39 protein-coding genes are annotated in these 22,193 nt (G+C 37.0%); 4 read left to right on the top strand and 35 right to left on the bottom strand.

The features are described from left to right. Position 1: 1 nt before the first annotated feature. From AAG068_RS29630 to AAG068_RS29570, 13 genes are all read right to left on the bottom strand, one after another. Entirely contained in the window at positions 2 to 493 is a 492-nt protein-coding gene (locus tag AAG068_RS29630; protein ID WP_342720127.1) for an HK97 gp10 family phage protein, read from the bottom strand. Beyond that, a complete protein-coding gene (locus AAG068_RS29625) occupies positions 478 to 870 on the bottom strand; it encodes a DUF3599 family protein (protein ID WP_342720126.1) in 393 nt (130 codons plus the stop codon). Before AAG068_RS29625 ends, AAG068_RS29630 begins: the two co-directional genes overlap by 16 nt. Continuing rightward, the gene (yqbG, locus tag AAG068_RS29620; protein ID WP_342720125.1) at positions 870 to 1,259 is read right to left on the bottom strand and encodes a protein YqbG; all 390 of its coding nucleotides are present in this window, start codon (positions 1,257 to 1,259) and stop codon (positions 870 to 872) included. The genes AAG068_RS29625 and yqbG overlap by 1 nt, the downstream gene beginning before the upstream one ends. A 5-nt stretch (positions 1,260 to 1,264) precedes the next feature. Further along, positions 1,265 to 1,432, bottom strand: coding sequence for a YqbF domain-containing protein (locus AAG068_RS29615; protein WP_342720124.1), 168 nt, complete (start codon positions 1,430 to 1,432; stop codon positions 1,265 to 1,267). Positions 1,433 to 1,438: 6 nt separating this feature from the next. Continuing rightward, the gene (locus AAG068_RS29610; protein ID WP_342720123.1) at positions 1,439 to 2,368 is read right to left on the bottom strand and encodes a phage major capsid protein; all 930 of its coding nucleotides are present in this window, start codon (positions 2,366 to 2,368) and stop codon (positions 1,439 to 1,441) included. Positions 2,369 to 2,389: 21 nt separating this feature from the next. After that, positions 2,390 to 3,400 (bottom strand): XkdF-like putative serine protease domain-containing protein, encoded by a 1,011-nt coding sequence (locus AAG068_RS29605; protein ID WP_342720122.1) that lies wholly within the window; start codon positions 3,398 to 3,400, stop codon positions 2,390 to 2,392. A gap of 46 nt (positions 3,401 to 3,446) precedes the next feature. Further along, positions 3,447 to 4,373, bottom strand: coding sequence for a phage minor head protein (locus AAG068_RS29600; protein ID WP_342720165.1), 927 nt, complete (start codon positions 4,371 to 4,373; stop codon positions 3,447 to 3,449). Further along, positions 4,360 to 5,898, bottom strand: coding sequence for a phage portal protein (locus tag AAG068_RS29595; RefSeq protein WP_342720121.1), 1,539 nt, complete (start codon positions 5,896 to 5,898; stop codon positions 4,360 to 4,362). The genes AAG068_RS29600 and AAG068_RS29595 overlap by 14 nt, the downstream gene beginning before the upstream one ends. Further along, entirely contained in the window at positions 5,895 to 7,214 is a 1,320-nt protein-coding gene (locus AAG068_RS29590) for a PBSX family phage terminase large subunit (protein ID WP_342720120.1), read from the bottom strand. The genes AAG068_RS29595 and AAG068_RS29590 overlap by 4 nt, the downstream gene beginning before the upstream one ends. Next, positions 7,186 to 7,983, bottom strand: coding sequence for a phage terminase small subunit (gene terS / locus AAG068_RS29585; protein WP_342720119.1), 798 nt, complete (start codon positions 7,981 to 7,983; stop codon positions 7,186 to 7,188). Before terS ends, AAG068_RS29590 begins: the two co-directional genes overlap by 29 nt. A gap of 145 nt (positions 7,984 to 8,128) precedes the next feature. Beyond that, positions 8,129 to 8,509, bottom strand: coding sequence for a hypothetical protein (locus AAG068_RS29580; RefSeq protein WP_342720118.1), 381 nt, complete (start codon positions 8,507 to 8,509; stop codon positions 8,129 to 8,131). Between the two features lie 502 nt (positions 8,510 to 9,011). Then, the gene (locus AAG068_RS29575) at positions 9,012 to 9,437 is read right to left on the bottom strand and encodes an HNH endonuclease (RefSeq protein WP_342720117.1); all 426 of its coding nucleotides are present in this window, start codon (positions 9,435 to 9,437) and stop codon (positions 9,012 to 9,014) included. Next, positions 9,430 to 10,023 carry a recombinase family protein gene (locus AAG068_RS29570; protein ID WP_342720116.1) on the bottom strand — a complete coding sequence of 198 codons (594 nt, stop codon included), beginning with the start codon at positions 10,021 to 10,023 and terminating at the stop codon, positions 9,430 to 9,432. The genes AAG068_RS29575 and AAG068_RS29570 overlap by 8 nt, the downstream gene beginning before the upstream one ends. A gap of 270 nt (positions 10,024 to 10,293) precedes the next feature. Between AAG068_RS29570 and AAG068_RS29565 the strand changes: the two genes are divergently transcribed. Continuing rightward, on the top strand, positions 10,294 to 10,419 hold the full coding sequence (locus AAG068_RS29565; RefSeq protein ID WP_342720115.1) for a hypothetical protein: 126 nt from the start codon (positions 10,294 to 10,296) through the stop codon (positions 10,417 to 10,419). A gap of 143 nt (positions 10,420 to 10,562) precedes the next feature. Further along, positions 10,563 to 10,700: a DUF3956 domain-containing protein gene (locus tag AAG068_RS29560; protein ID WP_342720114.1), complete on the top strand. Its 138-nt coding sequence runs from the start codon at positions 10,563 to 10,565 to the stop codon at positions 10,698 to 10,700. A 127-nt stretch (positions 10,701 to 10,827) separates the two neighbouring features. On the opposite strand, the gene AAG068_RS29555 is transcribed toward AAG068_RS29560, so the two are convergent. The 5 genes from AAG068_RS29555 to recU form a co-directional block, all read right to left on the bottom strand. Further along, complete coding sequence (locus AAG068_RS29555) at positions 10,828 to 11,034, bottom strand: hypothetical protein (protein ID WP_342720113.1); 207 nt, start codon at positions 11,032 to 11,034, stop codon at positions 10,828 to 10,830. A gap of 200 nt (positions 11,035 to 11,234) precedes the next feature. Next, positions 11,235 to 11,459 carry a hypothetical protein gene (locus tag AAG068_RS29550; RefSeq protein WP_017656451.1) on the bottom strand — a complete coding sequence of 75 codons (225 nt, stop codon included), beginning with the start codon at positions 11,457 to 11,459 and terminating at the stop codon, positions 11,235 to 11,237. Positions 11,460 to 11,665: 206 nt separating this feature from the next. Further along, the gene (locus AAG068_RS29545) at positions 11,666 to 11,917 is read right to left on the bottom strand and encodes a hypothetical protein (RefSeq protein WP_342720112.1); all 252 of its coding nucleotides are present in this window, start codon (positions 11,915 to 11,917) and stop codon (positions 11,666 to 11,668) included. A gap of 940 nt (positions 11,918 to 12,857) precedes the next feature. Beyond that, on the bottom strand, positions 12,858 to 13,241 hold the full coding sequence (locus tag AAG068_RS29540; RefSeq protein WP_309534031.1) for an ArpU family phage packaging/lysis transcriptional regulator: 384 nt from the start codon (positions 13,239 to 13,241) through the stop codon (positions 12,858 to 12,860). Between the two features lie 138 nt (positions 13,242 to 13,379). Beyond that, on the bottom strand, positions 13,380 to 14,009 hold the full coding sequence (recU, locus tag AAG068_RS29535; RefSeq protein WP_342720110.1) for a Holliday junction resolvase RecU: 630 nt from the start codon (positions 14,007 to 14,009) through the stop codon (positions 13,380 to 13,382). A 101-nt stretch (positions 14,010 to 14,110) separates the two neighbouring features. Between recU and AAG068_RS29530 the strand changes: the two genes are divergently transcribed. Continuing rightward, a complete protein-coding gene (locus AAG068_RS29530; protein WP_000140898.1) occupies positions 14,111 to 14,275 on the top strand; it encodes a hypothetical protein in 165 nt (54 codons plus the stop codon). A 962-nt stretch (positions 14,276 to 15,237) separates the two neighbouring features. On the opposite strand, the gene AAG068_RS29525 is transcribed toward AAG068_RS29530, so the two are convergent. Continuing rightward, positions 15,238 to 15,498, bottom strand: coding sequence for a hypothetical protein (locus AAG068_RS29525; protein WP_342720109.1), 261 nt, complete (start codon positions 15,496 to 15,498; stop codon positions 15,238 to 15,240). A gap of 34 nt (positions 15,499 to 15,532) precedes the next feature. After that, complete coding sequence (locus tag AAG068_RS29520) at positions 15,533 to 15,706, bottom strand: hypothetical protein (RefSeq protein ID WP_342720108.1); 174 nt, start codon at positions 15,704 to 15,706, stop codon at positions 15,533 to 15,535. 470 nt (positions 15,707 to 16,176) lie between these two features. Between AAG068_RS29520 and AAG068_RS29515 the strand changes: the two genes are divergently transcribed. Beyond that, positions 16,177 to 16,536, top strand: coding sequence for an FtsB family cell division protein (locus AAG068_RS29515; protein WP_342720107.1), 360 nt, complete (start codon positions 16,177 to 16,179; stop codon positions 16,534 to 16,536). Here the strand turns inward: AAG068_RS29515 and AAG068_RS29510 are convergent. The 15 genes from AAG068_RS29510 to AAG068_RS29440 all read right to left on the bottom strand — a co-directional run bounded on the left by AAG068_RS29510 (position 16,521) and on the right by AAG068_RS29440 (position 22,093). Further along, complete coding sequence (locus tag AAG068_RS29510) at positions 16,521 to 16,694, bottom strand: hypothetical protein (protein ID WP_342720106.1); 174 nt, start codon at positions 16,692 to 16,694, stop codon at positions 16,521 to 16,523. The two genes, AAG068_RS29515 and AAG068_RS29510, sit on opposite strands and share 16 nt — an antisense overlap. Further along, positions 16,660 to 16,782, bottom strand: a complete 123-nt coding sequence (locus AAG068_RS29505) for a hypothetical protein (RefSeq protein WP_257150495.1) — start codon at positions 16,780 to 16,782, stop codon at positions 16,660 to 16,662. Before AAG068_RS29505 ends, AAG068_RS29510 begins: the two co-directional genes overlap by 35 nt. Further along, complete coding sequence (fbpA, locus tag AAG068_RS29500) at positions 16,782 to 16,910, bottom strand: Fur-regulated basic protein FbpA (RefSeq protein WP_001985723.1); 129 nt, start codon at positions 16,908 to 16,910, stop codon at positions 16,782 to 16,784. The genes AAG068_RS29505 and fbpA overlap by 1 nt, the downstream gene beginning before the upstream one ends. A gap of 8 nt (positions 16,911 to 16,918) precedes the next feature. Continuing rightward, entirely contained in the window at positions 16,919 to 17,317 is a 399-nt protein-coding gene (locus AAG068_RS29495) for a hypothetical protein (RefSeq protein ID WP_342720105.1), read from the bottom strand. A gap of 10 nt (positions 17,318 to 17,327) precedes the next feature. After that, positions 17,328 to 17,591, bottom strand: coding sequence for a hypothetical protein (locus AAG068_RS29490; protein WP_342720104.1), 264 nt, complete (start codon positions 17,589 to 17,591; stop codon positions 17,328 to 17,330). Beyond that, positions 17,588 to 17,833, bottom strand: a complete 246-nt coding sequence (locus AAG068_RS29485) for a helix-turn-helix domain containing protein (protein WP_428846020.1) — start codon at positions 17,831 to 17,833, stop codon at positions 17,588 to 17,590. Before AAG068_RS29485 ends, AAG068_RS29490 begins: the two co-directional genes overlap by 4 nt. Then, positions 17,790 to 18,053 carry a hypothetical protein gene (locus tag AAG068_RS29480; protein WP_342720160.1) on the bottom strand — a complete coding sequence of 88 codons (264 nt, stop codon included), beginning with the start codon at positions 18,051 to 18,053 and terminating at the stop codon, positions 17,790 to 17,792. Before AAG068_RS29480 ends, AAG068_RS29485 begins: the two co-directional genes overlap by 44 nt. Positions 18,054 to 18,067: 14 nt before the next feature. Continuing rightward, positions 18,068 to 18,826, bottom strand: coding sequence for an ATP-binding protein (locus tag AAG068_RS29475; protein ID WP_342720164.1), 759 nt, complete (start codon positions 18,824 to 18,826; stop codon positions 18,068 to 18,070). Then, positions 18,810 to 19,685, bottom strand: coding sequence for a phage replisome organizer N-terminal domain-containing protein (locus AAG068_RS29470; protein ID WP_342720159.1), 876 nt, complete (start codon positions 19,683 to 19,685; stop codon positions 18,810 to 18,812). Before AAG068_RS29470 ends, AAG068_RS29475 begins: the two co-directional genes overlap by 17 nt. Continuing rightward, positions 19,686 to 19,907 carry a hypothetical protein gene (locus tag AAG068_RS29465; protein ID WP_342720158.1) on the bottom strand — a complete coding sequence of 74 codons (222 nt, stop codon included), beginning with the start codon at positions 19,905 to 19,907 and terminating at the stop codon, positions 19,686 to 19,688. Next, the gene (locus AAG068_RS29460) at positions 19,907 to 20,083 is read right to left on the bottom strand and encodes a hypothetical protein (protein ID WP_170959492.1); all 177 of its coding nucleotides are present in this window, start codon (positions 20,081 to 20,083) and stop codon (positions 19,907 to 19,909) included. The genes AAG068_RS29465 and AAG068_RS29460 overlap by 1 nt, the downstream gene beginning before the upstream one ends. Positions 20,084 to 20,096: 13 nt before the next feature. Then, a complete protein-coding gene (locus tag AAG068_RS29455) occupies positions 20,097 to 20,801 on the bottom strand; it encodes an ERF family protein (protein ID WP_342720157.1) in 705 nt (234 codons plus the stop codon). After that, entirely contained in the window at positions 20,798 to 21,280 is a 483-nt protein-coding gene (locus AAG068_RS29450) for a siphovirus Gp157 family protein (RefSeq protein ID WP_342720156.1), read from the bottom strand. The genes AAG068_RS29455 and AAG068_RS29450 overlap by 4 nt, the downstream gene beginning before the upstream one ends. Positions 21,281 to 21,292: 12 nt before the next feature. After that, positions 21,293 to 21,442 carry a hypothetical protein gene (locus AAG068_RS29445; RefSeq protein WP_000655888.1) on the bottom strand — a complete coding sequence of 50 codons (150 nt, stop codon included), beginning with the start codon at positions 21,440 to 21,442 and terminating at the stop codon, positions 21,293 to 21,295. 510 nt (positions 21,443 to 21,952) lie between these two features. Continuing rightward, positions 21,953 to 22,093, bottom strand: coding sequence for a hypothetical protein (locus AAG068_RS29440; RefSeq protein ID WP_342720155.1), 141 nt, complete (start codon positions 22,091 to 22,093; stop codon positions 21,953 to 21,955). Positions 22,094 to 22,193 lie beyond the last annotated feature (100 nt).

Here is a 22,193-nt window from a genome sequence, read left to right as displayed (position 1 = left end):
ATTATCTCGCTCCATTCTGTACCCATTGCTTAAATTGGCGGTCAAATGAACGTTGAAACATCCGTTCATAAATAGCAACTGCATTATCCCAATAGGGGCGACCTTCAATAAATTTAGCGGTTAGCATCATTCCAGTTGGTGCGTGTGGATCATATTCAAAATTATGTCCTTCCCATCTACCTGGAACGAATCTTCTTACCTGCTGCCACCCATCATTTTGAAGTTTAGCGTAATCGACATTCGTCCCTATTTCTAAAACTAAACCGCCATCAGAGGAGCGCCATACGTTTCCGTCTCCGCCTTTATCAAACGAATTTAGCAGTCGTCTTGTATCAACAACTGCTAATGAAATGATTTGATTTTGAACCTCTTCTAGAAATTGAAACCCGCTAGCTTCAAGCCATAAAGCAGCGTTCCGATCTAATCCGCTTGCCATACGATTCAACTTTGCACTGAACTCACGGAATCCCCTAGTTGTTATTTGGCTAGCCATGGTTCACTCTTCCTCTCCGCAGTGGCTTTTATATGTGAAACCTCACCAGTAAGTGGATGTACTACTGGAAAGGGATTGCGTATATAGTAAACGACATTAGTATTCTTCTTGATTATCTTGTCATTATGTTTTATATCTGTACTAGGCATAAATAACACTCGTGTATGCTGTTCATTTAACTGGTTCGGCGCAGACTGTATTGCAGTAGGTCTAGCAACTGCCACATTCTCTGCAAAGTAGCAGCTTTGCCCTGCTATATCAGGAGTATCTTTGTATGAATAAACCTCTTCTCCTGGTTGCCCGTACTTCCCAGGCTTTGTTTCCTTCTGCAAATGGTAAATATCACATTCGTGAACAAACATACCTTGAAGAGACATTAAATCGTCCTCATTTTGAATGTGACTTTATTTTTCCCTTTATGATTCATGAATTTCTTCAGGAGATACAAAACAGAAGGTTTCGTTACACTCGCGCTATCCTTTGTATAGGAGTAATCACCGCCACCGATGCTTTCAGACTTAATCCCCTTCATGGCGTTTGTATCACTGTTTATTGAAGCATAATACTGCGCTAACTTCTTACACGCTAACTTTACTTCTGCTGGAACCTCAGGATATTTCGTCTTATCACTAAAATCTATTTTAGAGAGATTATAAATCTCTGTATCTGCCTCAAGTATGTCCTGCTCCAATAGAGGAACAGGACGTTTCTTGACTTCAGGCAATACAGTGTAATCTATTAATTCTTGAGCAGTAATAAGTGGCATACTTATCACTCCTCTCCTTTAGATTTGATACCTTCTTTTCGAACTTCAAATTGTTCATTACCATTTAGATAATCATAGGTTTTCTTTGTAACCTTCTCTTCTTGGTCCAATAAAAAAAGACGTTCATGGACGTCATATGTTTTACCAACAATTAATTTAGCATAGTAGTTCAAAAGTCATCACTCCTTAACTTTGATAACTTTCGCTACTGCATCTTCCTCTTCAAATTTAGCATCCACTTTAGCAGTTAAAACAATAATGAACTTACGAGAACGGATATCTTTATCTACTTCAATTCGGATATTTCGGCTCATACCAACTACAATATTTTTAGGATGAGTTAATAGAATGTCAGATACAGTATTTGTTTCATCAGTGTATGGTTGTAACATAGCAATACCATCTACAGGAACACCGTACGCTGTAGCTAAACCGCCTTGGAGTGAGAAGTCACCAAGGTTTGTTTGTCGTGCTGCAACTTGGTCTTTCCATTCAACTTCTAATCCATGTGAAGTATAGAACTTCCAATCTTTAGGGTTGCGAAGGTATTTCGCAGGAACAGCTTTATAAGCTTTCTTAAATACATCTTTAGAGAATGCGCCAGCCGCATGATCAATTACATGTGAAGTCGCTTGTTTACGTAAGCCATCTAGTAATGTTAAATACGTATCAGCAGAGGATTTGTCACCATTAATAATTAATTCTTCGATATCCAACGCCGCGCGCTCTGCGATCATCTGCATAATCGTATTTTGTAAGTTATTACCTTCAATATTATTTTCTAATGTGTCATAAGTAATATGCACTTCAGCGATTACTTCTTTTGCATTTAATGTGACTGTGCTAGTTGTTGGAGCAGAACGATCAGAATCTTTTAATGGTGTTCCTTCTACACCTGGACGTAGAATACGAGAACCAAAGCCGATTTTTTCAATTTTACGTGTATCTGAAGCCATTTGAACAAATCGAGAATCCTTTAAAATTGTAGGGGCACTTTGCACCATACGTAAGAATGTATCAGCTTGCTCAGGGTTCATTAAACCACCACTAGCTAATGTAGCAAGAGTTACGTCGGCTTTTTCAATAATTGTTTTGTTATTAAGTGTCATATATGTTTTCCTCCTTCAGGCTTACAGTAAGCCAGTCCATACAGATTTTTTAACTTCTGTTTTCTCAACAACATCAGTATCTTGTTGATTACTAATACCTTGAGATTTCTTTAACGCTTCAATTTCTTCACGTAATGGAGCAGTAGCAGCTTCTACAGCTTTCTCTACCTTGATATCCTCTTCTGTTTTTTCCTCATCAAGATTAAGGTGTTTCTTAACAGAATCTAATTCTTCCTTGATTGGGCCTACAGCCTTTTCTACTGCTGAAGTTAATGTCTTTTCAAATTGTTCTTGGTTAAAATCCATATTGTTTCCCTCACTTCCTGCGCCTTCCTGTGACGGTGTGACGCGTGTTTTTAGATTTGTTAATGAATTAATAGCCGCATCGATATCAGCCATATTGGGAGCGCTAATTTTCTTCCCAGCTTTTTCTACCACTGAAAGAAATGTTTCCTCTTCTTTAGCAACTTCAGCTTGCTTTTGTCCATTAAAAAATCCCTTCAATAATTGAAAAAGGGATTCTTTCTGCTTCTCTTCAGTTTTCGTTACTTCTTCCTCAATCACTTCTGTTTCAGCGACTCCTGCAAGAGAATAACCTTGGAATTCCCCCTTCTTAACAGCTTCCCATGTTTCCTCATCTGCTTTCGTAGCGAGAATCCATGTACCTTTCTTTACAGGTTCGCCATTAAGCTCCATATCAGCAGGGGCAATATATGATTCAACAACTTCTCCAACTCCTACTACAAAGTCGTGATTCTTATCGATTTGGCGGTACTTGAGCATAAACTCATGTGCTGCCTTTTCAATTGTCTTAGCATCTGCAAAATCTCCATGAGCATCGATTGTATCTGGCTCATATACAATCCCATAGACAAGACGTTCTGCTTCATCATCAGACTTAATAACCTTCACAGGCTTCTCGAAGTTTGGTTGTTCTTCTGATTTCGTTAAAAAGAACTTGCGTTGGTTTGCTCCATTCTCTACATAAGAGACATGTGAAACCTGCAAGTTCTTCAGCTTACGTTTTTTCATTTGTTCACCTCCTTTCAAATATGAATCAGCTTAATTTTAGAAGTTTTCATTTCTTGCTCAACTCCTTTAAAGTTTCTTCCCTAATCTTCTGCTTCTCTTCTTCAGAAAGGCCTAGTATATTGTTATCGACTGCAGGAGACATAACGCATTTGCAACGTACTCTTTCTTTAGCAGATAAGGAGCTATCGCGCGGAAACATACATCTCTCACCAGATCCAGGTAGCTCAAACTCTTCCTCTACCGGAACCGTTGTACCGTCATACGCCACGTGATTATCACGAGGTTGGTTATTCTTTGTACCGCTATGACGCCACCTCTTACCCGTAACCGCGGGAGATTGGCGATAAGATTCAAATTGAGAAGCAGAGCATGCTGCGAGCACTTCTGTCTGCGCTGTAGTCTTCGCTCTTTTACGGTCGAATTCCGGAAGCTTTGCAAGCTCTCTTGCAATCTCCTTAATTCCTTTCCCATTCTCCAATCCATCGTTTAAAATACGTTCTACTGCTTTATGAGAGTTAATCTTCATGATCTTACCTAATTCATCCGACCAACTATCAATCCATTTTGTGGTGCGTTTTGAGAAGATATTAAACTGAATATCCGGGTCAATTGCATCCATAAAAGCCTTCGTCATATCTTTCATCGTGTAATCAAGAAACTTCCTCGCTGCTTTGCTCAAGCTCTCGGCAAAGGTATCCGCTCCAAATAGGCTACCAGTAACAAAGTCGATAATATCCTTTATCTTGATACCCTTCTCCACAGCATCCTTTTTCGTATAGTTTTTAATTCCATCGATAAAGTATTTCTTCTGCTTACGAAGCAGTTTAGCAATTTCTTTTTCAAATTCCTCAACGTATCCCGGTAACATGTCCAGCACTTCTAAATCAGCAGGTAATGCAGCAGTGAAATCGTCAGTATCAGCCTTTTCAATCCACTCATTTAATGAATCTAGCAACTTATCAATCTTCTGCATTTTGCATCGACTCCAATAAGTCACGTAGGTCTTTCATTACATTGACTAAATCCTCGTTTGAATTATTGTCAGCTGACTTTTGCAAGGTTTCGCTTAATCCCTTCTGCCAACCACTTACCTTACGATGTCTTTCTAATACTAAAGCTACAGGCTCATTTGCTTCTGGCATATCGTAATCTAAGAACTCTTTGTTTAGCATATTACTAGCGATATTACGTACATCTTGGAAGGTTAAACCGCCCTTATCAGCCAATACTTCAATGGTTTTAACCATATCTTCAGTGTTACTGATTTCTGATTTACGTAGATTCACATATACGTGTTTTAATCCATACGGGAGAAGCAGTACATTGTTAATAATGAATTCTAAAGCACTACGCTCTGGTTCAAATACCTGCTCCTCTGTAATCTCTCGTACAGACTCAGCAGTTGCTCTGTTAAAGTCACGAATATACCCTACATACACATCTGGTAAACGGAATGCTGATTGTACCTTCTGACGTGACTTCTCGTCATACTCAAGGAACAGAGCATCATTTTGCAGAATATCTGCTAGTGACTTTAATTCAATGTCTACATTAGGTGGTGTATCGCCTACAACACCTTCTTCAGCACTTTCTACTTGTAACAAAAGATATTTATGCTGATTATCCTCACCTTCAACATTCGAAACATAATCAGCTATGGCTGCTTCACTATCGTCTGATAAAATCCCATTCTTCAATAAGATAGCCATTGGAATATGACGCCCTTGTTTGAAATAGCGTAGGTTTAACTCTTCCGCTTTCCTCGCACCTACCATGTGAACGACATGCGATACCCAACGTGGAATGCCATAAGGACCATTCCCAATCTTCAAATGCAGGACCTCAGTAGCATTTTTCTCTCCTAATGAAACATCGGAAAACTCACCCGTCTCTTTATTTAAGAAACGCGGATCACCAAACTCTTTAAAGTAAGTATCTACCGCTCCGACTCGTTGTACATAGCGACGAAATATCTTCTTACGTTTAATTTCTTTTCCGTTTACTAAGTACGTTACGTCTTGAGGTTTATTATCCTTACGGGTCACTCGCATGTACTGCGGTAACATATTTATTAATTCAGCAGGCTTCCCCTCTAAATTTCGAATCACTTCAATATAACCATTGCCAGTCGTCTCTTTATCATCAATAGCCGTTTCAAGAATCTCTTTGAATGGCTTGTCGAAACTAAATAAAGGTATGATTTCTGTATCAACTAGAGTCCACTCTGCCTTCATTTCAGGAGTTTCCTTGTCATCCTCTTGTTTATACTTCATTTCATGACCAAACCCAGCTATATTACGCTTGTAGGCATCAATGCATTGTCCGAGAATTGTGCTATTCTCTCTAATCTGCTGCAGGTCTTCTATTCTATAAGGTGGTTCAATAATGCCATTTACAGCGTACTTTTCGTTCTCACTTTCTTGCTGTCGTGACAACACTTGAGTATTTGTTCCTGCCGCCTTAATTACCTTTGCACTAACTTGTCTTTTCTTCGTCATAAAGCTGCTTCACCTCTTTTCTTTTTCTTCTTTTTACGTAATCCATAAATAACTGTATTAACAAAGTATCTTGTTTCATCCATATGGTGATCATTCTCTTTCAGTGGCTTATCTTCACCGCGTTCTACAGATTTCTCATCCCATATATAAGAAGCAAATTCTTTAAATGTTTCATTGCAACAGTCGTTAAAATAAATAATGCCCGTGTTAAGCGCAACACCGACATTACCAATGCCCTCTTTAACATTATTTCGGGCCTTATATACTTTTCGTTTATTTCTACCTAATAAAGCTATAAATGAAGCGGCGGACGGATCAACTACAGTACCACGGATTGGCAAATCCCCTACGAATTTTTCAAAGTCCTCGTAGTATTCCTGGTCAGTTTTCTGCTTTTCGGTTTCTCTACCGCTATAACGGTACTCTTTCACCTTGTACCATACTTCTTCGCCTTTTTCGATGCACTTGCCCCATAAGCCGTATACCATAGCATTCTGCGTACCATAGTCACAAGAGACAAAGTATTCAACATATTCCCTTTCAATAGTAGGAGCTTTATGCTTATCCTCATCAAACATATCGAATATAAGACCCGAAGCAGCTGCCCAAAGTCCTAATATATATCGCTTGAAGAAAACGCCGCTATACATCTTGTAATAACGTTTTTTTACTTTTTTAGACAAAGATAAGTTATCATCCATAGTAAAGCGAATGTGTAGCAAGTTCTTTTCTTTCGCTTTATCTAGCCACTCTGTTTTAAACCAATGATACGGACCACCAGGGTTACAGTTAAACCAGACTTTTGATCCTTCTACGGAACAACGTCCAGTCGCTTGGTTAACAAATGAACGAACCATAAGCACTACTTCATCAAAGAAACATCCGGCTAAAGTAATACCTTGTATAAGATCCTGCGACGCTTCATCTTTACCACCAAAGATATAAAAAAAGTTTGTTACACCATCTTTAGTAATGGTAAGCATATTTTCACTTCTATGATCCTTAACCTTATACCCACGAGACTTTAGCATCTTTTTAAGCGGCGTTATAACGTTACGACGGTGTGAACCAATTGTTTTACCACACATACCGAAGTTCTCACCTTCGAATGATTCCATTGCCCACATAACATAGGAAAGGCCCATTGATACTGTTTTCCCAGCACGAATAGAGCCATCGCAAATAATCCCGTCATAATTTTTAACGGGACTGTTAGGCTTCCACCAGGTCAATACTTTTAGCTGCTTCTTGGAGAATGGCTTAAACTTGAATGGAGCGGGTTTCTTTTTACGCTTGGGAATCGTCGTCATGGTCATCCCACACTTCCTCTACCTTACCTTCTAGCGCCTCTTTGAAACCATCATCTTCGTATTCTTCACCATCTTCGCCTTGAATACGAGCGGTATCGGCTTTTGTTTTCTCGATGTTAGTTTTCATCTGTTCTAGTTTCAATCGTCTCTCATCATCAACATTAGCTAACTTGTTGAATCGCTCAATCATAGCAGATAATGATGTCATTGCCCGTGAGTAAGCAGTAAGTAAGTTCGCTTGCTTATCCCACGCAAACTGAACCATGTAAGCTTCTCCACCTTCAGACTCGCTAATAATCTCCTTCGACATATCGTCTTTATCACGAACATGCATGATGCGTTGCGAATTAAGAATGTTGAAGTATTGCAGTTGAATAGAGTGGAATAGCATATCTAATTCAGTATGGTTTTGTATTTCATCTAGCAATTCCATCGCACGTGGATCATCGTTAGGAATTATCTTTCTGAATAATCCATGTGTCATAGCGTTATGGTTCCCTTTTGGTGGGCCATGTCCTACAGCGTTCTTATTACCCCATTTAGGATTCCTGTTGCCCGAATTACCCACTGCATTCTTATTACCGATGGGTGCACCTGTTTTTTTGGTTTGGGTGCATCCTTTTTCATCTTTTGGGTGCACCCCTTTTCGATTCCAACCATGCCTTTTTCTCCAGGACTTAATTGTATTAATACTGACCTCGTATTTCTCAGCCAGTTCTTTATACTTCATACCTTGCATGTAATCTTCTTGAGCTAACTCGTGTTTTTGTTTCACTCCATATCACCCACCACCTTCTGTATAATAGGAAGAAACTCGTTCATTTCTCCCTTCGAATAACTTTTTTACAAAGAAAAAAGACCTTGTAAATTACAAAGTCTTTTTCTTCTATATAAACTTACAACTTTCATATTAGAATTAGTTAAATCCCTCCACCAGGCTCTGTGTTAGCAGGTGCTCCTCCATGATCTCCATGTGATTCTAACTTGGGTGCAGGTGTATCTCCTACGTTATAAGCTGGTGCTCCTGTATTTCCATGTGCGAAACTCGGAGACCATGTATCTCCCTTATTGTAAGCAGGCGCCCCTCCTGTATGCCCATGTGCATAACTTGGAGACCATCCCTCTCCATGAGTATAAGATGGTGCTCCTCCATGATTTCCATGTGCATATGCTGGGGTTCCTCCATGATCTCCTACAGAGTCAGCTTTAACAATTCCTCCGCCATTTCCATGAGTAACACCAAAAATTCCAAATCCTAAAACAGATAAACTTATAACTGCTGTACCAATTTTCCTTTTCATAATCGCTCTCCTCTATGTGTATTTCATGTAAATTGAAATGAACATATTCTGGATATCCGTCATGATGAAAATTCGACTCATTTCATTACCATATATTTATACTTCTATGTATTTTTTTGTAAAACCTTCTTGAAATCTGAAGGAAATGGTTATTTTTTGTAATTTTTTAAATATAGTAACAAATTATCCCCTTTATAAATTAGGATTCGTCGCCTAGCCATATTCACCACCTTGCGGTAATCCCTAAATTAGTCTTGAAATTCTCTAAAACTCGTATTATTATATTTTTGTGTTTTTCTCAGTTCCCAAGCCGAGAATACATCATCACTTCTGAAAAGGACCCGAACTCCAGCGGGTTTTTTTTAGTTACTTGAATTCATTTTCGAATCATTGTATTATATTTTCGGGTCTTGCTCCATAAATCATTATCAGGAGAATCTGCAGGTTTGCAGGTTCTTTTTTGTTAAATAAAAAAGCAGCGGATTCGCTACTTTAAAGTAAATTAAACTATTCCCTTTTCTTTTGCTATTTCGTACAAAACAGTACGACTAACTCCAGTTTCATTACATATCTTCTTTACGGTATAACCGTTATTCTTACGATTTTTAAATAATTCCAAAGCTTGTTTCATACTTTCATTTGTCTCTGTGTATTTCTTTGGTTTCCCTTTATATACACCGCGTTCTTTTGCCTTTTCGATTCCCAACCTTTGCAATTCCTTATGCTTAACCCTATTAACGCCATGTATTTTCCCATGGCATTCAAGGCATAACATAACCAAATTGCTAATTCGATTTGTTCCACCTTTTGCTAATGGAACTATATGGTGTATATCTAAATCATTTGTTTCTCCGCAATTTGCACACTCTTTAGGTAACACCTTTAAGTAATACGTACGATTCTTTTCGAATTCCTCTCTACTATTCATTTTTACCCTCCTCAGCATTTAAAGCCGATTGTTTAGAATCATGTTCTTTTATATACCTATAAAGGGTTGCACGAGCTACATCGAACATCTCACATACTTCTACTTTTGTTTTACCAGAAGCAAGCATTTCCATCATACCTTGTATTTGTTGAAGAGTATGAGCTTTCTTTCTTCCGCCTTCTCTTCCTCTTGCTTTAGCAGCAGCTACACCACTAATAACACGCTCATTAATTACTTCGCGTTCCATTTCTGCCATAGCGCCAAATATATGAAATAGGAATCTTCCCATTGTTGTAGATGTATCAATTCCGTCTTTAATAGAAACAAAGTGAATACCCTTTTCATTGAATTCTTGAAGTAAATTAACAAGCTGATGCATTGTTCTTCCTAGACGATCTAATTTATAAACAACTAATGTATCATCCTTACGCAGTTTACTAAGAAGCAGTTGAAGTTCTTTCCTATCCTTCTTCGCACCACTTTCTTTTTCAGTTATAATTTCCTCGCAACCGTATCGCTTCAACTCATCCAACTGCATATCTAAATTTTGCTTTTTAGTTGATACCCTCGCATAACCAAATATCATTCCCCGTCACCCTCTACGTTTGATAGGTTAATTGTATCAATTCCCTGTATCAAATTCAATTGTTTTTGATACATAGTTTTGATACATTTAAATCATTGATATTTGGTTAATCTTTATTATGTCTCAAAATCAAATGTTTTTGAGACGTATAATCACCACTATTTATTTAATTCCTTTTTGTGCTACTCTACCGAATTTCAAATGTATATAGAAATGTAGACCAAAACCCTACGACTAATGCGCCTATCTCTTTAGAAAGGGGGTATGAAAATGAAACTTAAAAAGACAGAATTAGAAAACGGAACTAAGATTTCAGAACGAGAATTCTACTTCACTGGATTCATCTTCGCCATCGTCGATTTAATCCGAGCGCTCCATGAAGCAGGAATCATTTGATTCTTGCTTTTCTCGTTCGTTGTGTTCGTTTGTTTTGTTTAAATGGGTTAATCTATTAATTCTATCAAATTCACTAATTTAACTATTACATATTATTATTCAATTCATATACTATAGTAGATTGCTAGAAAGGAGGCGTAGTCATGACAAGTTGCGTTCTATTCGTAAATGGCCAACCTTTTTTAGTTCTCTCAGTTGCTGGAATTGAAATTGCTAGATTAGAGGTTTCTCTTCAAGTAGCATTAGCTCTAAGAGTGCTTGGAATACCAATCTGTGATTAATTACCACATCCAAAAAAGAGGGCATTAGCTCTCTTTTTTATTTCCCTTTTATCTCTTAACGAATAAGACCAGAAAACTCTTGAACAAAAAAAGAGCGCTTTTCTTCAAAGCACTCTTTCCAAGGACTTTACCAATCTCGACGATCATCACGATCATGATCACGATCGCGGTCATGATTACGTCTACGACGACACTCATCACAATCACAATCACGTCTACAATGACAGTCGTTAAAATCGTTTCTTCTGCGTCTACGACCGCATCCGCAAAATACTAAATCATCCCAAAAGCTATTACAACCTCGAGAATGTCCAAAATTATTATTCCATCCCATAGATATGATTCCCTCCTCTAAAAATAGAATTCATCATATTCTATGATTAAAAGGTAGAAATAGTTTGTTTGCTAGTCTATGTTTTGTGTTTTTGATTAATAATATTTCAATTCGCAAGTCTATCTCACCCCTTATCTTTCCTTAACAGCAAACAAGACGCCACCCAGATCACGGCAACGCCTGCGATAATTGCTATTGGTTTAATCATTAACAAGTATATCCGGCCCCTTTTTCAACATATACGAGAAACCCGAAATAAATACGACACTAAATATAATAATAGAAGACCACATATTAAAATGATATTCTTTACCTGCAACTAAATTATATATGTTATGGACCAAGAAATTAGCACCTATGATAATCCCACCCAAAAATGCACTAATTAATATGCTCATTAAATAAAATTTAAGCTTCTGAAACATTTTTCCTCTACTCCTTTTCTAAAATAAATTTTATTTGAGTTTCTTTAGAAAATTATACCATTTATTTTTCAGGTATTATTAAACCCATAGTTAAATTAAGGTTATTTTAAGGATATGTTTTCTATCAAAATGTCCATTTTGTTCAACTTCACGTTTAATGTGTAATTTCTATATAACAAAGAAAAAAACACCCGTTATGGATGCTCCTAAATTTTCTCTATAATATAAACCATTGTTTTTTTTGATGGCGCACAATATGACTGGTTCTCATTTTTGTGAATAAATATCTCATACTTACCCATAACTTTGAATCTTTCTATTTCAGATTCATTAAATTCAGATACGGAATCACACAAGATTGTTATGTCATTACCAACATTGCATAACAAATCATAAATTTGTCTTTCAGTATATATTTCCCCTACTGTTAACTCTTCTAATACTTCTATATACATCATTATTACTCCACCTCTCCCGACTTATTTATTCTACAAAAACCATAATTATCCTTTTTTGTAGATAAAATAAAAAAGCCACCACCGAAGTGACAGCTTTCTTTCAAGGGGATGGAAGAGAGAAAACAAATGGCAAAAGTTTCTCTTAGATCAAGGCTGAGTACTCTCAACCTTCTCCAAGCCACCGCATCATGTGATTTTTTAGCTCTTATTAGCTACGCGCTTTACGTTCGGTGACTAGGAGAAGAGCAAGAGCTTCCTATATCTCTTTCAGCACTCATATGTTGCTTCTCTTCTCGTTTAAACTCCGTAGAGTTGGCTAATACTTCAGCTACCGCCTTTGCAAGCCAATATCGAATTATAAAGGATTTATATCAAGACGTATGTGTTTCTTCCGACGCCTTGTTTGAACCAATACACTAGAGGGACGGAAGGGGGAATGTTTCCGCTGTATTGGCTCAAACAAAGAGCGGAACTCTTTGCCCTCGTTTTGGTCATTAATAAGAATCGTGAGTAATTACTAATGTACGAGATCACGTATACTGTTTTAGATTTTTAGAATGCAAGTGTCACTCAATCATGAGCAACCACCCCCATTCCATTTTCAAGAACCGACATATTAGAGAGTAATAGACTTATATTTATTATCAACCCAGAGGACGCATTCCGAGCTGATTGATAAATACAATAGAAATTTGGAGAACTCTTATCTCCTTGCCCCGCATTGAACCTCCCCGCAAACGAGTGCATCATGTTATCGCCTACTTACATTTCAGCTAAATAACACTTTACGGAGATCCTCGAGTGCATTCATTTCTGGTGGAATGCTAGCACCAGAAGGGATTGTGTTCCCCTTCTGATACTAACTTTACCGTTGATTCGACAATCAAAGTTCTCTAAAAACCTCTCTAATTTTGTCCCATTTTTCTCCCACTTTTCTGTTTTAAATCATCCCTAGTGATGTAGCAATTAAGCGTAATGCTGTTCTCTTTTTCGCATAGTACGCATTTTTGTACAATCCGATTTCCTCATATATAACCTCATCTTTTAATCTTTTGTTACTTAGATACTTCTTCTTGATGATCTCGCTCTCGTCTTCATCTAAACAATACGTTAGTGCCTTATCTATTTGTTTAAACTTCATATCACTTATCTTTCTCGTATCTCTAATTTCAGGGAATAAGCTGATTCCTTCCAGTCTGTTTTCCTGCTGATTCTCCATTCTAATTTTTAAAGCGCGATACTCTTTCAGTACCTTAATTACCTCTTTTTCAATTGTCTTTTGCGTCTTGTCGTCGATTTCTGGAAAGAATGCTAATTGCTCCATCTGTAATCCCCCTATTTCTGAATTTGTCTTTTTACATTCACGTAAGGTACGTGAAATTTTACTATCTCTTTGTTGAATAAGGGAAACATGCTTAGTAAAGTAGCCCCCACCATCCACTCTGCATGGTTCCGTTATCCATTAAGCCTTTAATAATTTACGTGTCTTGCTAGCCATCTTCTCCTTCGCTGCTTCAATGTTATTTGCTACTTTCTTATGGTCCTGATCAAACTGAATCATCCCATCAAACATAACTGAAGTTATTGCTTCATCAATGTATTGCAAGTAATCCACCGGCGCTCGCTCCGTCTGTTCTACTAAGTATCCATAAATATCAAAGTCTGCTCTAGGTATCGACTTCTTACCTTTTGGCTGTTGCGACATCCTTACGTAAGATTGAATGACTGATAGTGGTACCACGAATACTGACTTGTCCTTGCTGAATTCAATAAGGAAGAAACAAATTGCTCCCATCTTCTCTGCCTTCTCCAGATAATCCAATTGGTGCTGCGCAATGTTCTTTAGATCAAATCGTCCAGCATTCTCTGTAGATTTCGCTTCAAATGCTATAGCTCGTCCTTTATACACGCCGTCATAGTCTACTGTACTTTTAGCTTCATAGAATCCATTTAATACTCGTCCACCTGCACTCTTTAACACCTTCACAGGAGTTGCACGCTTGTTTATAAGCGCCACTCCCTCACGTTGATACATTTCATTCGATAGATTGATAAGCTTTTCAAAAGCCATTCCACGGTTGCCTTGTCCCATTTTTATTCCTCGCTTTCTATTAAAAGAATTATTTTATTAAGTTTCTATAAAATGGTAATTAATATATAATTAAACTATTCAAATATTAGGTGGTGATGCAAATGACTGAAACAATCCGAATTGCCCTTTTCACTCTTGTAGGAATAAGTGCCATATTTTCTGTAATTAAAGAATTTCAAAAACCAGAAAAAAGAAAGTTTTGGATTACATTCGAAACTTTAATTCTAATTGGGGCAGCCTGGATGTTAATAGGGCTTCTCATGTAACCTACATAATTAGTGCACCCCTCTGAATAAAACTCAATATTCCGTCAATACTGTATGTGACATCAGATTTTCTCCTTGTTCCCCCTTGGAGATAAGCAGTTAGTTTTGGCTAACTGCTTCTTTATTTATAACAAAGATAAAATTATTTAAAATAATTCTTCTTTATTTCTCAATATAAGGAGCCTTGGATTTTCATTAACACTCCTGTAGTATATAAACAAAGAGTAAGGTAAGAGTTACTCTTTGCCATTTTAGAAGGGGTTCTGTTGGAGACAACAGCACCTTTTTTCATATAGAGATTGTTTTGTTTAATTTTTCACCATTAGACACAAAAAATATCTTATAATCGTTATATACTAAATTAAATTACGAGGTTAGGAGCAGATCAAATGCCAGTTACACTAGAACTTATTCTTTTCATTCTCATAGCAATTAGTGCTGTTGGCTATTTAGTAAAAGAATTTCAAAAAACTAGGAAAAGAACACTTGGAATTTCACTAGAATTCTTGGTTCTTTTCTGGTCAATATGGAGAATATCGACTATCATAATCTAATTTGTAAAACATGAATTCCTTCGAATAAAACCCAACATTATGTCCATAATGTTGATAGGCTGTATGCCAAAATCCATTTAATTTTCTCTGTATCTCCTTGTATTGAGCAGTTAGCTTTTGCTAGCTGCTCTTTGTTTATAAAAAAGCACTCAATTGACAAGAAACACATATAATATTCTGTGTTCCTTTCTGTATAAAATAAGTTAGTCTTTACAAGAGGATGATCTCGTCACGAGAGCACTTTATTAAGTGCTCTTTTCGTATTTAAAATACATACAAAATAAAAATTTTACCATGAAGATAATTATTAAATATTTTATACCCATACATTATAATTGGATAGGTATTGTGTATTGGCATTAAGAGGAGCGACCTGATTAAGGGCTTCTCTTTTTTTATAAAATAGCATTATTGCAATCTCCCTCTGTATATCTTCTTGATCTGCGCTTCAGTGAATCCCACGTACACCGCAAATACTTCAGGGAACTGACTTAAACACATATCAATAATCGTGTTGTCTGTCGTTCTAATATAAAAATACTTAACTTCACCCATATAATCGTTGTGTAGGTAATAACTCTTAATCTCGTGATGGTAGTTATTAGCTTCCAGTACTTCATACAGCTTAATTTTCGTTTCATCCATATCAAACATAGATAACTGTCCCATCCACTTAACAACTCCTTACGTATTAAATGACATTTTATTTTTTATCCTCGTACTCGATCTCCATAAATTCAGCTAAATCAATTTCTTTCATTATCAATTCTTCTAGAAAGTAAAATGCCTCTTGTTCTCCTTCATTTTCTTTTACATTTTGGAATTGTAATTTTTTCACTTCATCCAATTCAAATTTTACTTTTGCTTCTATAACCATCATTCATCCCCCTCAGCTATGCAAATAGCGTTTTGTATAAGATAATAGCTCCAGATTAATTGGACGCATTTACCAATCCATTCACCGCTAAATCCATGTTAAAATCTCTTGTGAGTACGACATAACTCAATTTTATGAAGCCCTGTAACATTTTTTACGGGGCTTCTTTTTTTTACAAGTCATTAGTTAACTGTGCTGACTACCTTGATTTACAAAATTACTTTTTGTTCACTTTTTGATACATTTATGAAACATTCATATGTTATCTTCAGTACGTTCTTTTCTCTTTATAATGCCGTGTGAGATATACTCAGACTTGAAGCCCTAGACCCCTAATCCTAGGGCTTCTTCATTTATTATTTAAATTTCATAAAACCTCTCTTTACCTAAATAGGTTCAAAATTATCTATTTAGCATATATAATACTTTTAGCAATTTAAATTCTATACATAAGTAATGGAGGCATTAAAATGGGGAATGTCCCAAATTTATCACCTCAACAATCAATCTCAAAAAAACAAATTAATTCTAATAAGAATCAACAAACGAATAAAAAGCTAAGACGTCGTCTTTTATTAGCGCTTGCTTTTATGCTACCTATGGTTATTTCCATTCAAATCTGCATTTATAAGCAAGAACAAATAATTCAAGAAAAACAAATTACACTTAATAAAGAAAAGAAAAGATTATCTGAAGTAGAACTTATAGGACACTATTTTGAAAACGATATTAAAACTTTAACAGAGAGTGAAGAAGGTATTTTAAAGTTCGCAAGGAAATTGTATGGATTCTCCAGACCTGATGAAACTATATTTCAAATAACTGAATAACTTTTCAATTCTTTTTTCCGGTTCTTCAACTCTTCCAAAGAACGCTTTGTCTTACGTTTTTCGCTATCCAATCCAACCAAGTGATATTCCAACTTACGAATCTCCCTCTCTACTACATCAAGTTCACTTTGCACCTGCACCACGGTTTCTTTTTTCATTACTTACCTCCCGCTCTGCTTCTTGCTTTCTATAAAAATTCTTAATTGCTTGTTCCCAATACGTGTAATTACAACTTGTTACGGCCATTACTCTTCCACTCCTTTCAATAACTTTCTTAGTTCCTCACATGACCCTTCATATAAATCACGGCCATCAGGTAATTTAAATACATGCCTATCAATCAAGCGTTCTATTAGCCTGTCTTGCTCGTTCATATTTACTCCTAACTGATTTGTTTCTTCTCATACTTACGTGGCGGCTTTGTCGCTGCTTCGTATGGATCCATCTTCCTTTTAACTCTCTGGTAAAAGGTCTTATTACTAATCCCATTCGATTCCGCTAAAGGAATGTACTTTTCGAATCCTTTTGGCGTGGTAGCTGCTTCGTATGGCGTCATGCCGTTACGTTTTCGTCTATAAAAGGTGGATTCGCTAATGCCATTTTTCTCAGCTAATCTCAGTAACTTTTTATTCTTTTCATTTCCTTCCCAGCTTGTACTGACTGGTGTCGTTATAGCGCGCTCCAAACTCCAATGTAGCTCTCCCATTCGTTGATCTACGTTCTTCTTGCTAACGCCAATTTCAGCAGCCTTTGCATAATCTTTTAATGTTGGCTTCTCCATTTGCTCCCTCCTAATCCAGTGACATAATTTCATCTCGTGTACGATTAGAAATAGTTATTCTAATCTTCTGAATACCTTTACCATGTTCTTTCACCGCCATGCTCCATGCTTCGTCTTCTGTTTCAACATCGAACCAATCTATTTTTTGTCGCTCATCCTGGTCATAAAAGTGAACTTCATACGTTATGACGCTATGCTGTAAGAACCTACCAGCCGTGCTTGTTGCTGCGTAATCAAAACTTCCCACAACATCCTCAAGTGTTAACTGTTTCATGCCCCTAACCCCATCGGACGAGATTTGATTTTATTCTTATCAGCCTGATCCATAATCAATGCTGCGATTCCTAATTGGTGTCTTCCTAACTCTTTTGCGATTTCAAGGATTCCTTTGCCTTCCTTCCACATTTCTTGTAATCGAATTACTTCGCTTTCATCAAATACCAGATCCAACTCTTCTAGAGCGATATATAAGTTACGACGCGATTTCTTCATGTACTTTCCCTGCTGCAACGCCATTGTGTAATTTTCCTTTTCCAAATCCGTTCCAAGTCTCGGCATTCCATTTCCCCTCCAGTTGTAATTGATGAATTTCTCTTAACTCCGCCATAACAGCATGACGTTTTCTATCCACTTCCTCAGGTGTTTGATTTGCTGCTTCGCAAACGCAAGGCCCAAATTGATACATACCCATTCCAATACTGTTCTGAATTACTCCCGTTCCGTTACATGCACACATTTCAATTCCCCCTTTTAAAATGGCAATGCCTTTCTTCTGTAATCCTTAGTTTCCTTAAAAGTAATCGCTCTAAAATTATTGAGAATACGCGATACAATTCGTTCGTCATATGCGTCGTCTAAACGCTTCCCTGTGAGGTTTGTCGTAAAGATAGTAGATTTACCTTGCCTTCCATCGAAAACATCGAATAGCACTCTATTAATGAAGTTTGTCGCTTTTGTATTGGCATCTAATGCGCCTAACTCCGCTCCTAAATCATCGACTATTAATACTTCTGCTTTTACTAAACTTCTTATAATTGCATCTTCAGTTAATGTGGAATCTTTACTGAATGTACTTTTAATCTTCCGTAGCAATTCGCCTACTGTAACGAAGACAACTGACTTTCCTGCTCCTGCAAGTTGATCCGCTATAGCGTAAGCTAGATGTGTTTTCCCTGCTCCACAATTTCCGGCCATAATCGTGTTAAAGATTTTGCCATTTAGATAATCCTTAGCGATGACCTTTGCAAGTTCCAAGTTCTTTGCTCCTTCATCGCTAGTCGGTTTATAGTTATCAAAGTTCGCTTTCTTAATGTTGCTATCAGCAATCATGCTTTGTTGATGGAACATGAACTTTTTCTCATTTGCTTTATCCGCATCGTATTTCGCTTGCTCTTGTTGCTGAAGCTTTTTACTTTCGTTTTCAAGGAAGCATCGAGGGCAAACGACTTGTCCACCAAACTTCATCTTATTCATGCCATGCGTATCGCACACATCAGAATCCATAGTCATATTCACCTTTTTGGCTATATCGGTTGGTATTGCTGCCGCTGCTCTCTGCATTGTTCTTCGCTCCCTTTTTAGAATTCATTTGAATAGTAAGTTGATCGAACTTTTCACGTAGTTTTTTAGGAGATAAGATATTCCCTTGCCAAAATGGATCTGCTTGGCACCAATCAATAACATCTTTAATCTCTTGTGGTTCTCTGTTGTCACGTTCTCGCATTAATCTAAATTCATTAGCCCATGAATCGAAGTTAGGCTCTTTTTGTTTAGGATTGTTACCCTTAATTTTTTCAAACAAATACTTAGCCCCGTTAGTGTCGCAAGTTTCAAACTTGTGACGAGAAGGTTTTATTTTCTTCTTTTTATCTTTTTCTTTATCTATATCTAATTCTTTATCTTCTTCTATATCTATATCGTCACGTGACGTCACGCGAACGTCATTCGCTTCACCCTTATTCTCTAGTGCTAACTGCTGTTGTTTCTTACGTTCGCGGTACTTTCTGTTTCGTTCTGCGTTCAATTGTTTTACACGTTCTAATCCATCAATGTTCTGATGTTTTTCCCAATTAGAGATACAAATGTACTGATCGTCAGTGATATCAATCATTCCAAATTGTTTGAACGTTTGTAGTGCAAGCCTTACTGTTGCTATTGGTCTATTAAAAAGTGTTGAAAGCATTTCTTCTGTAAAAGGAATGTTCTCACTCAAGAAAATGTAACCATTGGCATTTGTTCTGCCCGCTTGAGACAATAATTTAATCCAAATGATTAGTAATGTGTCTGCATCTGGTAAGCTTTCAATCAATCGAATCTTTTCATCTTCAAACATGCTAGTAGAGAGTTTTATCCATTTAACATCTGCCATTTAGTTCACCTTCTTCATCCAACATTCATAACTCGCACGATCTTCCATTCCTATGAATCGAATTTTGTCCTTCCCTTTGAACTTTCCATCGTTATAAAATGTCTTTTTTGCTCTGTACACTTTTGTTATTGGTGTTATATAGTCATCACCTCTAGCCTCTAAATCACGAACTGCTTTTAACATTTCTTTCATTGATCCGCGTCTTACTGGCACCTGAAACATCACGCATTCTCCCTTTCGCATACCGCTATATCGCCTTGAATTTTGATTATTTTATATCCTGGATAGCGATCGGGAGTAATGTACTCAATCGCCTTCGCTTTTGCTTCTTTTTCATTTCGTGCGCCCTTCCATACCCACGCCGGAAGGACGACTTTCGATTGGCTTTTATCTAACATAGGTTTTCACTCCTTATACCGCTTGGCTATATTGCTTTTCCCAACCCATTAATACTTCAATTGCTTTTGATGCAACCTGTGAGCTGATTTCGCTTAAATTGTCAGTCCCAATATTGCCTTTCAATGTATCTTCAATTGTTTGTTTATCAGCTTTTGCTAAGACTGAAATATGCGCTATTTTCGCGTGTATCATTTTTAACTGCTTTTCAGATGCCTTATTAGCTTGTCCATTGCTTTGTTGTGATCTATTTTGACTGTTATTGTTGTTATAAGAATTTGTACGTTGCTTCCCTTTTGTATCTCTTGCATCCGCATCATCTTCATCAGTTGGAATCCCAAAGAATTTAAGTAGGAAGTATCTTTCGGAATAAGTTAGTGCTGATCCGTACGCTTTAGAAACATCATCTTGCTGACCAAAGAACTTCCAAGGTATCGTTTCTCGTTCCTCTGGTTTTTCAGCATTAATCCACTCGTAAAACCCGTCACCCTCGATAACGAAATCTGTTATTTCTCTTCCTTTTTGGTTCTTATAGCTGTACTGCCATGTTTTGTGCTCGCCCATCTTAGGCATTAAAATGACCTGTAACTCATCCATGTTCTTTTTGATTTTATGAAGTATTTGAGAACCTGTTACGTAGTCATATCCGTAACTTTTTCCGTTTTTTACGAATACATCTATGTCCTTGCGAATTGCGACTAGCTTTTGCCAAAGGTTCATCGAATCCTCACTCCTTCAGATTGTTTCAACGTAATTCCGTCCCACTGCATGCCATCTTTAACCGCTGCAAGTAATGCCTTTTTGTCAACTTTCGCCGGTTGAGGAATCATATATTCCGGCGGTACAACTGCATCTTCTGCGATATCTAAGCTTGCAGGGTTCTTTTGAATACCTACAGTGACGATAGTACCTTTAATGCGTTTTAAATCAGTTGCTACCATTTGTTGATACAAGTAATCTTTTAAACTCTTACAATTGTTTTCTATCGCCTTTCTACGCTCTGCTAGGCGCTTTTCTTCTGTTTTAATAGCATCTACATCCGCTTCAAGATTGCGAATTACTAATGCTGTGTTTTGCACTTTATCCTGGATGCTTTCTTCAATTGCTTGTAATGTATCTGCTAATGCTGATGGATTTACACCATCCTCGATCATCATTTGTAACTCTCTATAATTAGAAGTAAGTTCATATAATTTCATTTTCATATCCTCCTAGAACGGCATAGCGCCATGCGGTTTATTTGTTAAAACTGTAATTACATAGTCAATATCTAGCTTCCTTACGCTGTCTTGTTCTTTTTCGGACATTTGTTTTAAAGTTTCGATTGCACGTTCTTTTTGCTTGTCTAAAACATCTTTCATTTCCACATTCCTCCTTATTTACTAAGAGAAACAAAATATGTTATAATGTAGGTACGGATATTTATTTGTTTCTCTAAAACCGTCCTATTGGTGGGGGCGGTTTTTTATTTCTCAACAAAATAGACTGAATTTTCAATCTTTAACCTGTCATTTTCATTGAGTTATTGATAAAATAGAATCAACCTGTTGAAACACCCTTCTTGGATACCTGTGCCTCCCCGTACAGGTATTTTTAATGCTAGTTTTTAACTAGCAGATGCATTGTTCTCACCCTTTCTGATGCTTTCACGCATCGGAATACCCAGGAACCCATTTACTAGGTGGGGGATACCATTAGATTCCTGAATATTCCGACAAGCGAAGGCTTGTCTACGTCCACAAATTTGTAAAATCTTTATATATAGTTTTAATGAAAAATATGTTAAACTGATTACACCTCAAGATTTCTTTTTCCGAAATCTAAAACTACTATCTTTTTATCGCCCTGCATCTCAACATGTAGGGTTTTTATTATTTAGCTAGGGTTATAAACTCCTTATGCATTTCCTCAACCTTATCTGCGCTGTTATGTATCCCTTTAGATCGTAAATCTTTTATGATCCATGCGAGTTTCTTTTTTTCGTATTCATCACGCTGTTGTTTATTTGTCATCCCGTGACCATCCTGTCTTTTTGTCCCAGACATCAATTCGGTGCACCAGGTATAAGAATAAACATATTGCTGCTGATACGATTGCTAGTGATAATGTGCT

The sequence above is a fragment of the Bacillus paramycoides genome (genome assembly GCF_038971285.1).
GTDB lineage: Bacteria > Bacillota > Bacilli > Bacillales > Bacillaceae_G > Bacillus_A.
The sequence above is the reverse complement of the archived record's forward strand: the minus strand, read 5'-3'. Positions and strand labels throughout refer to the sequence as shown.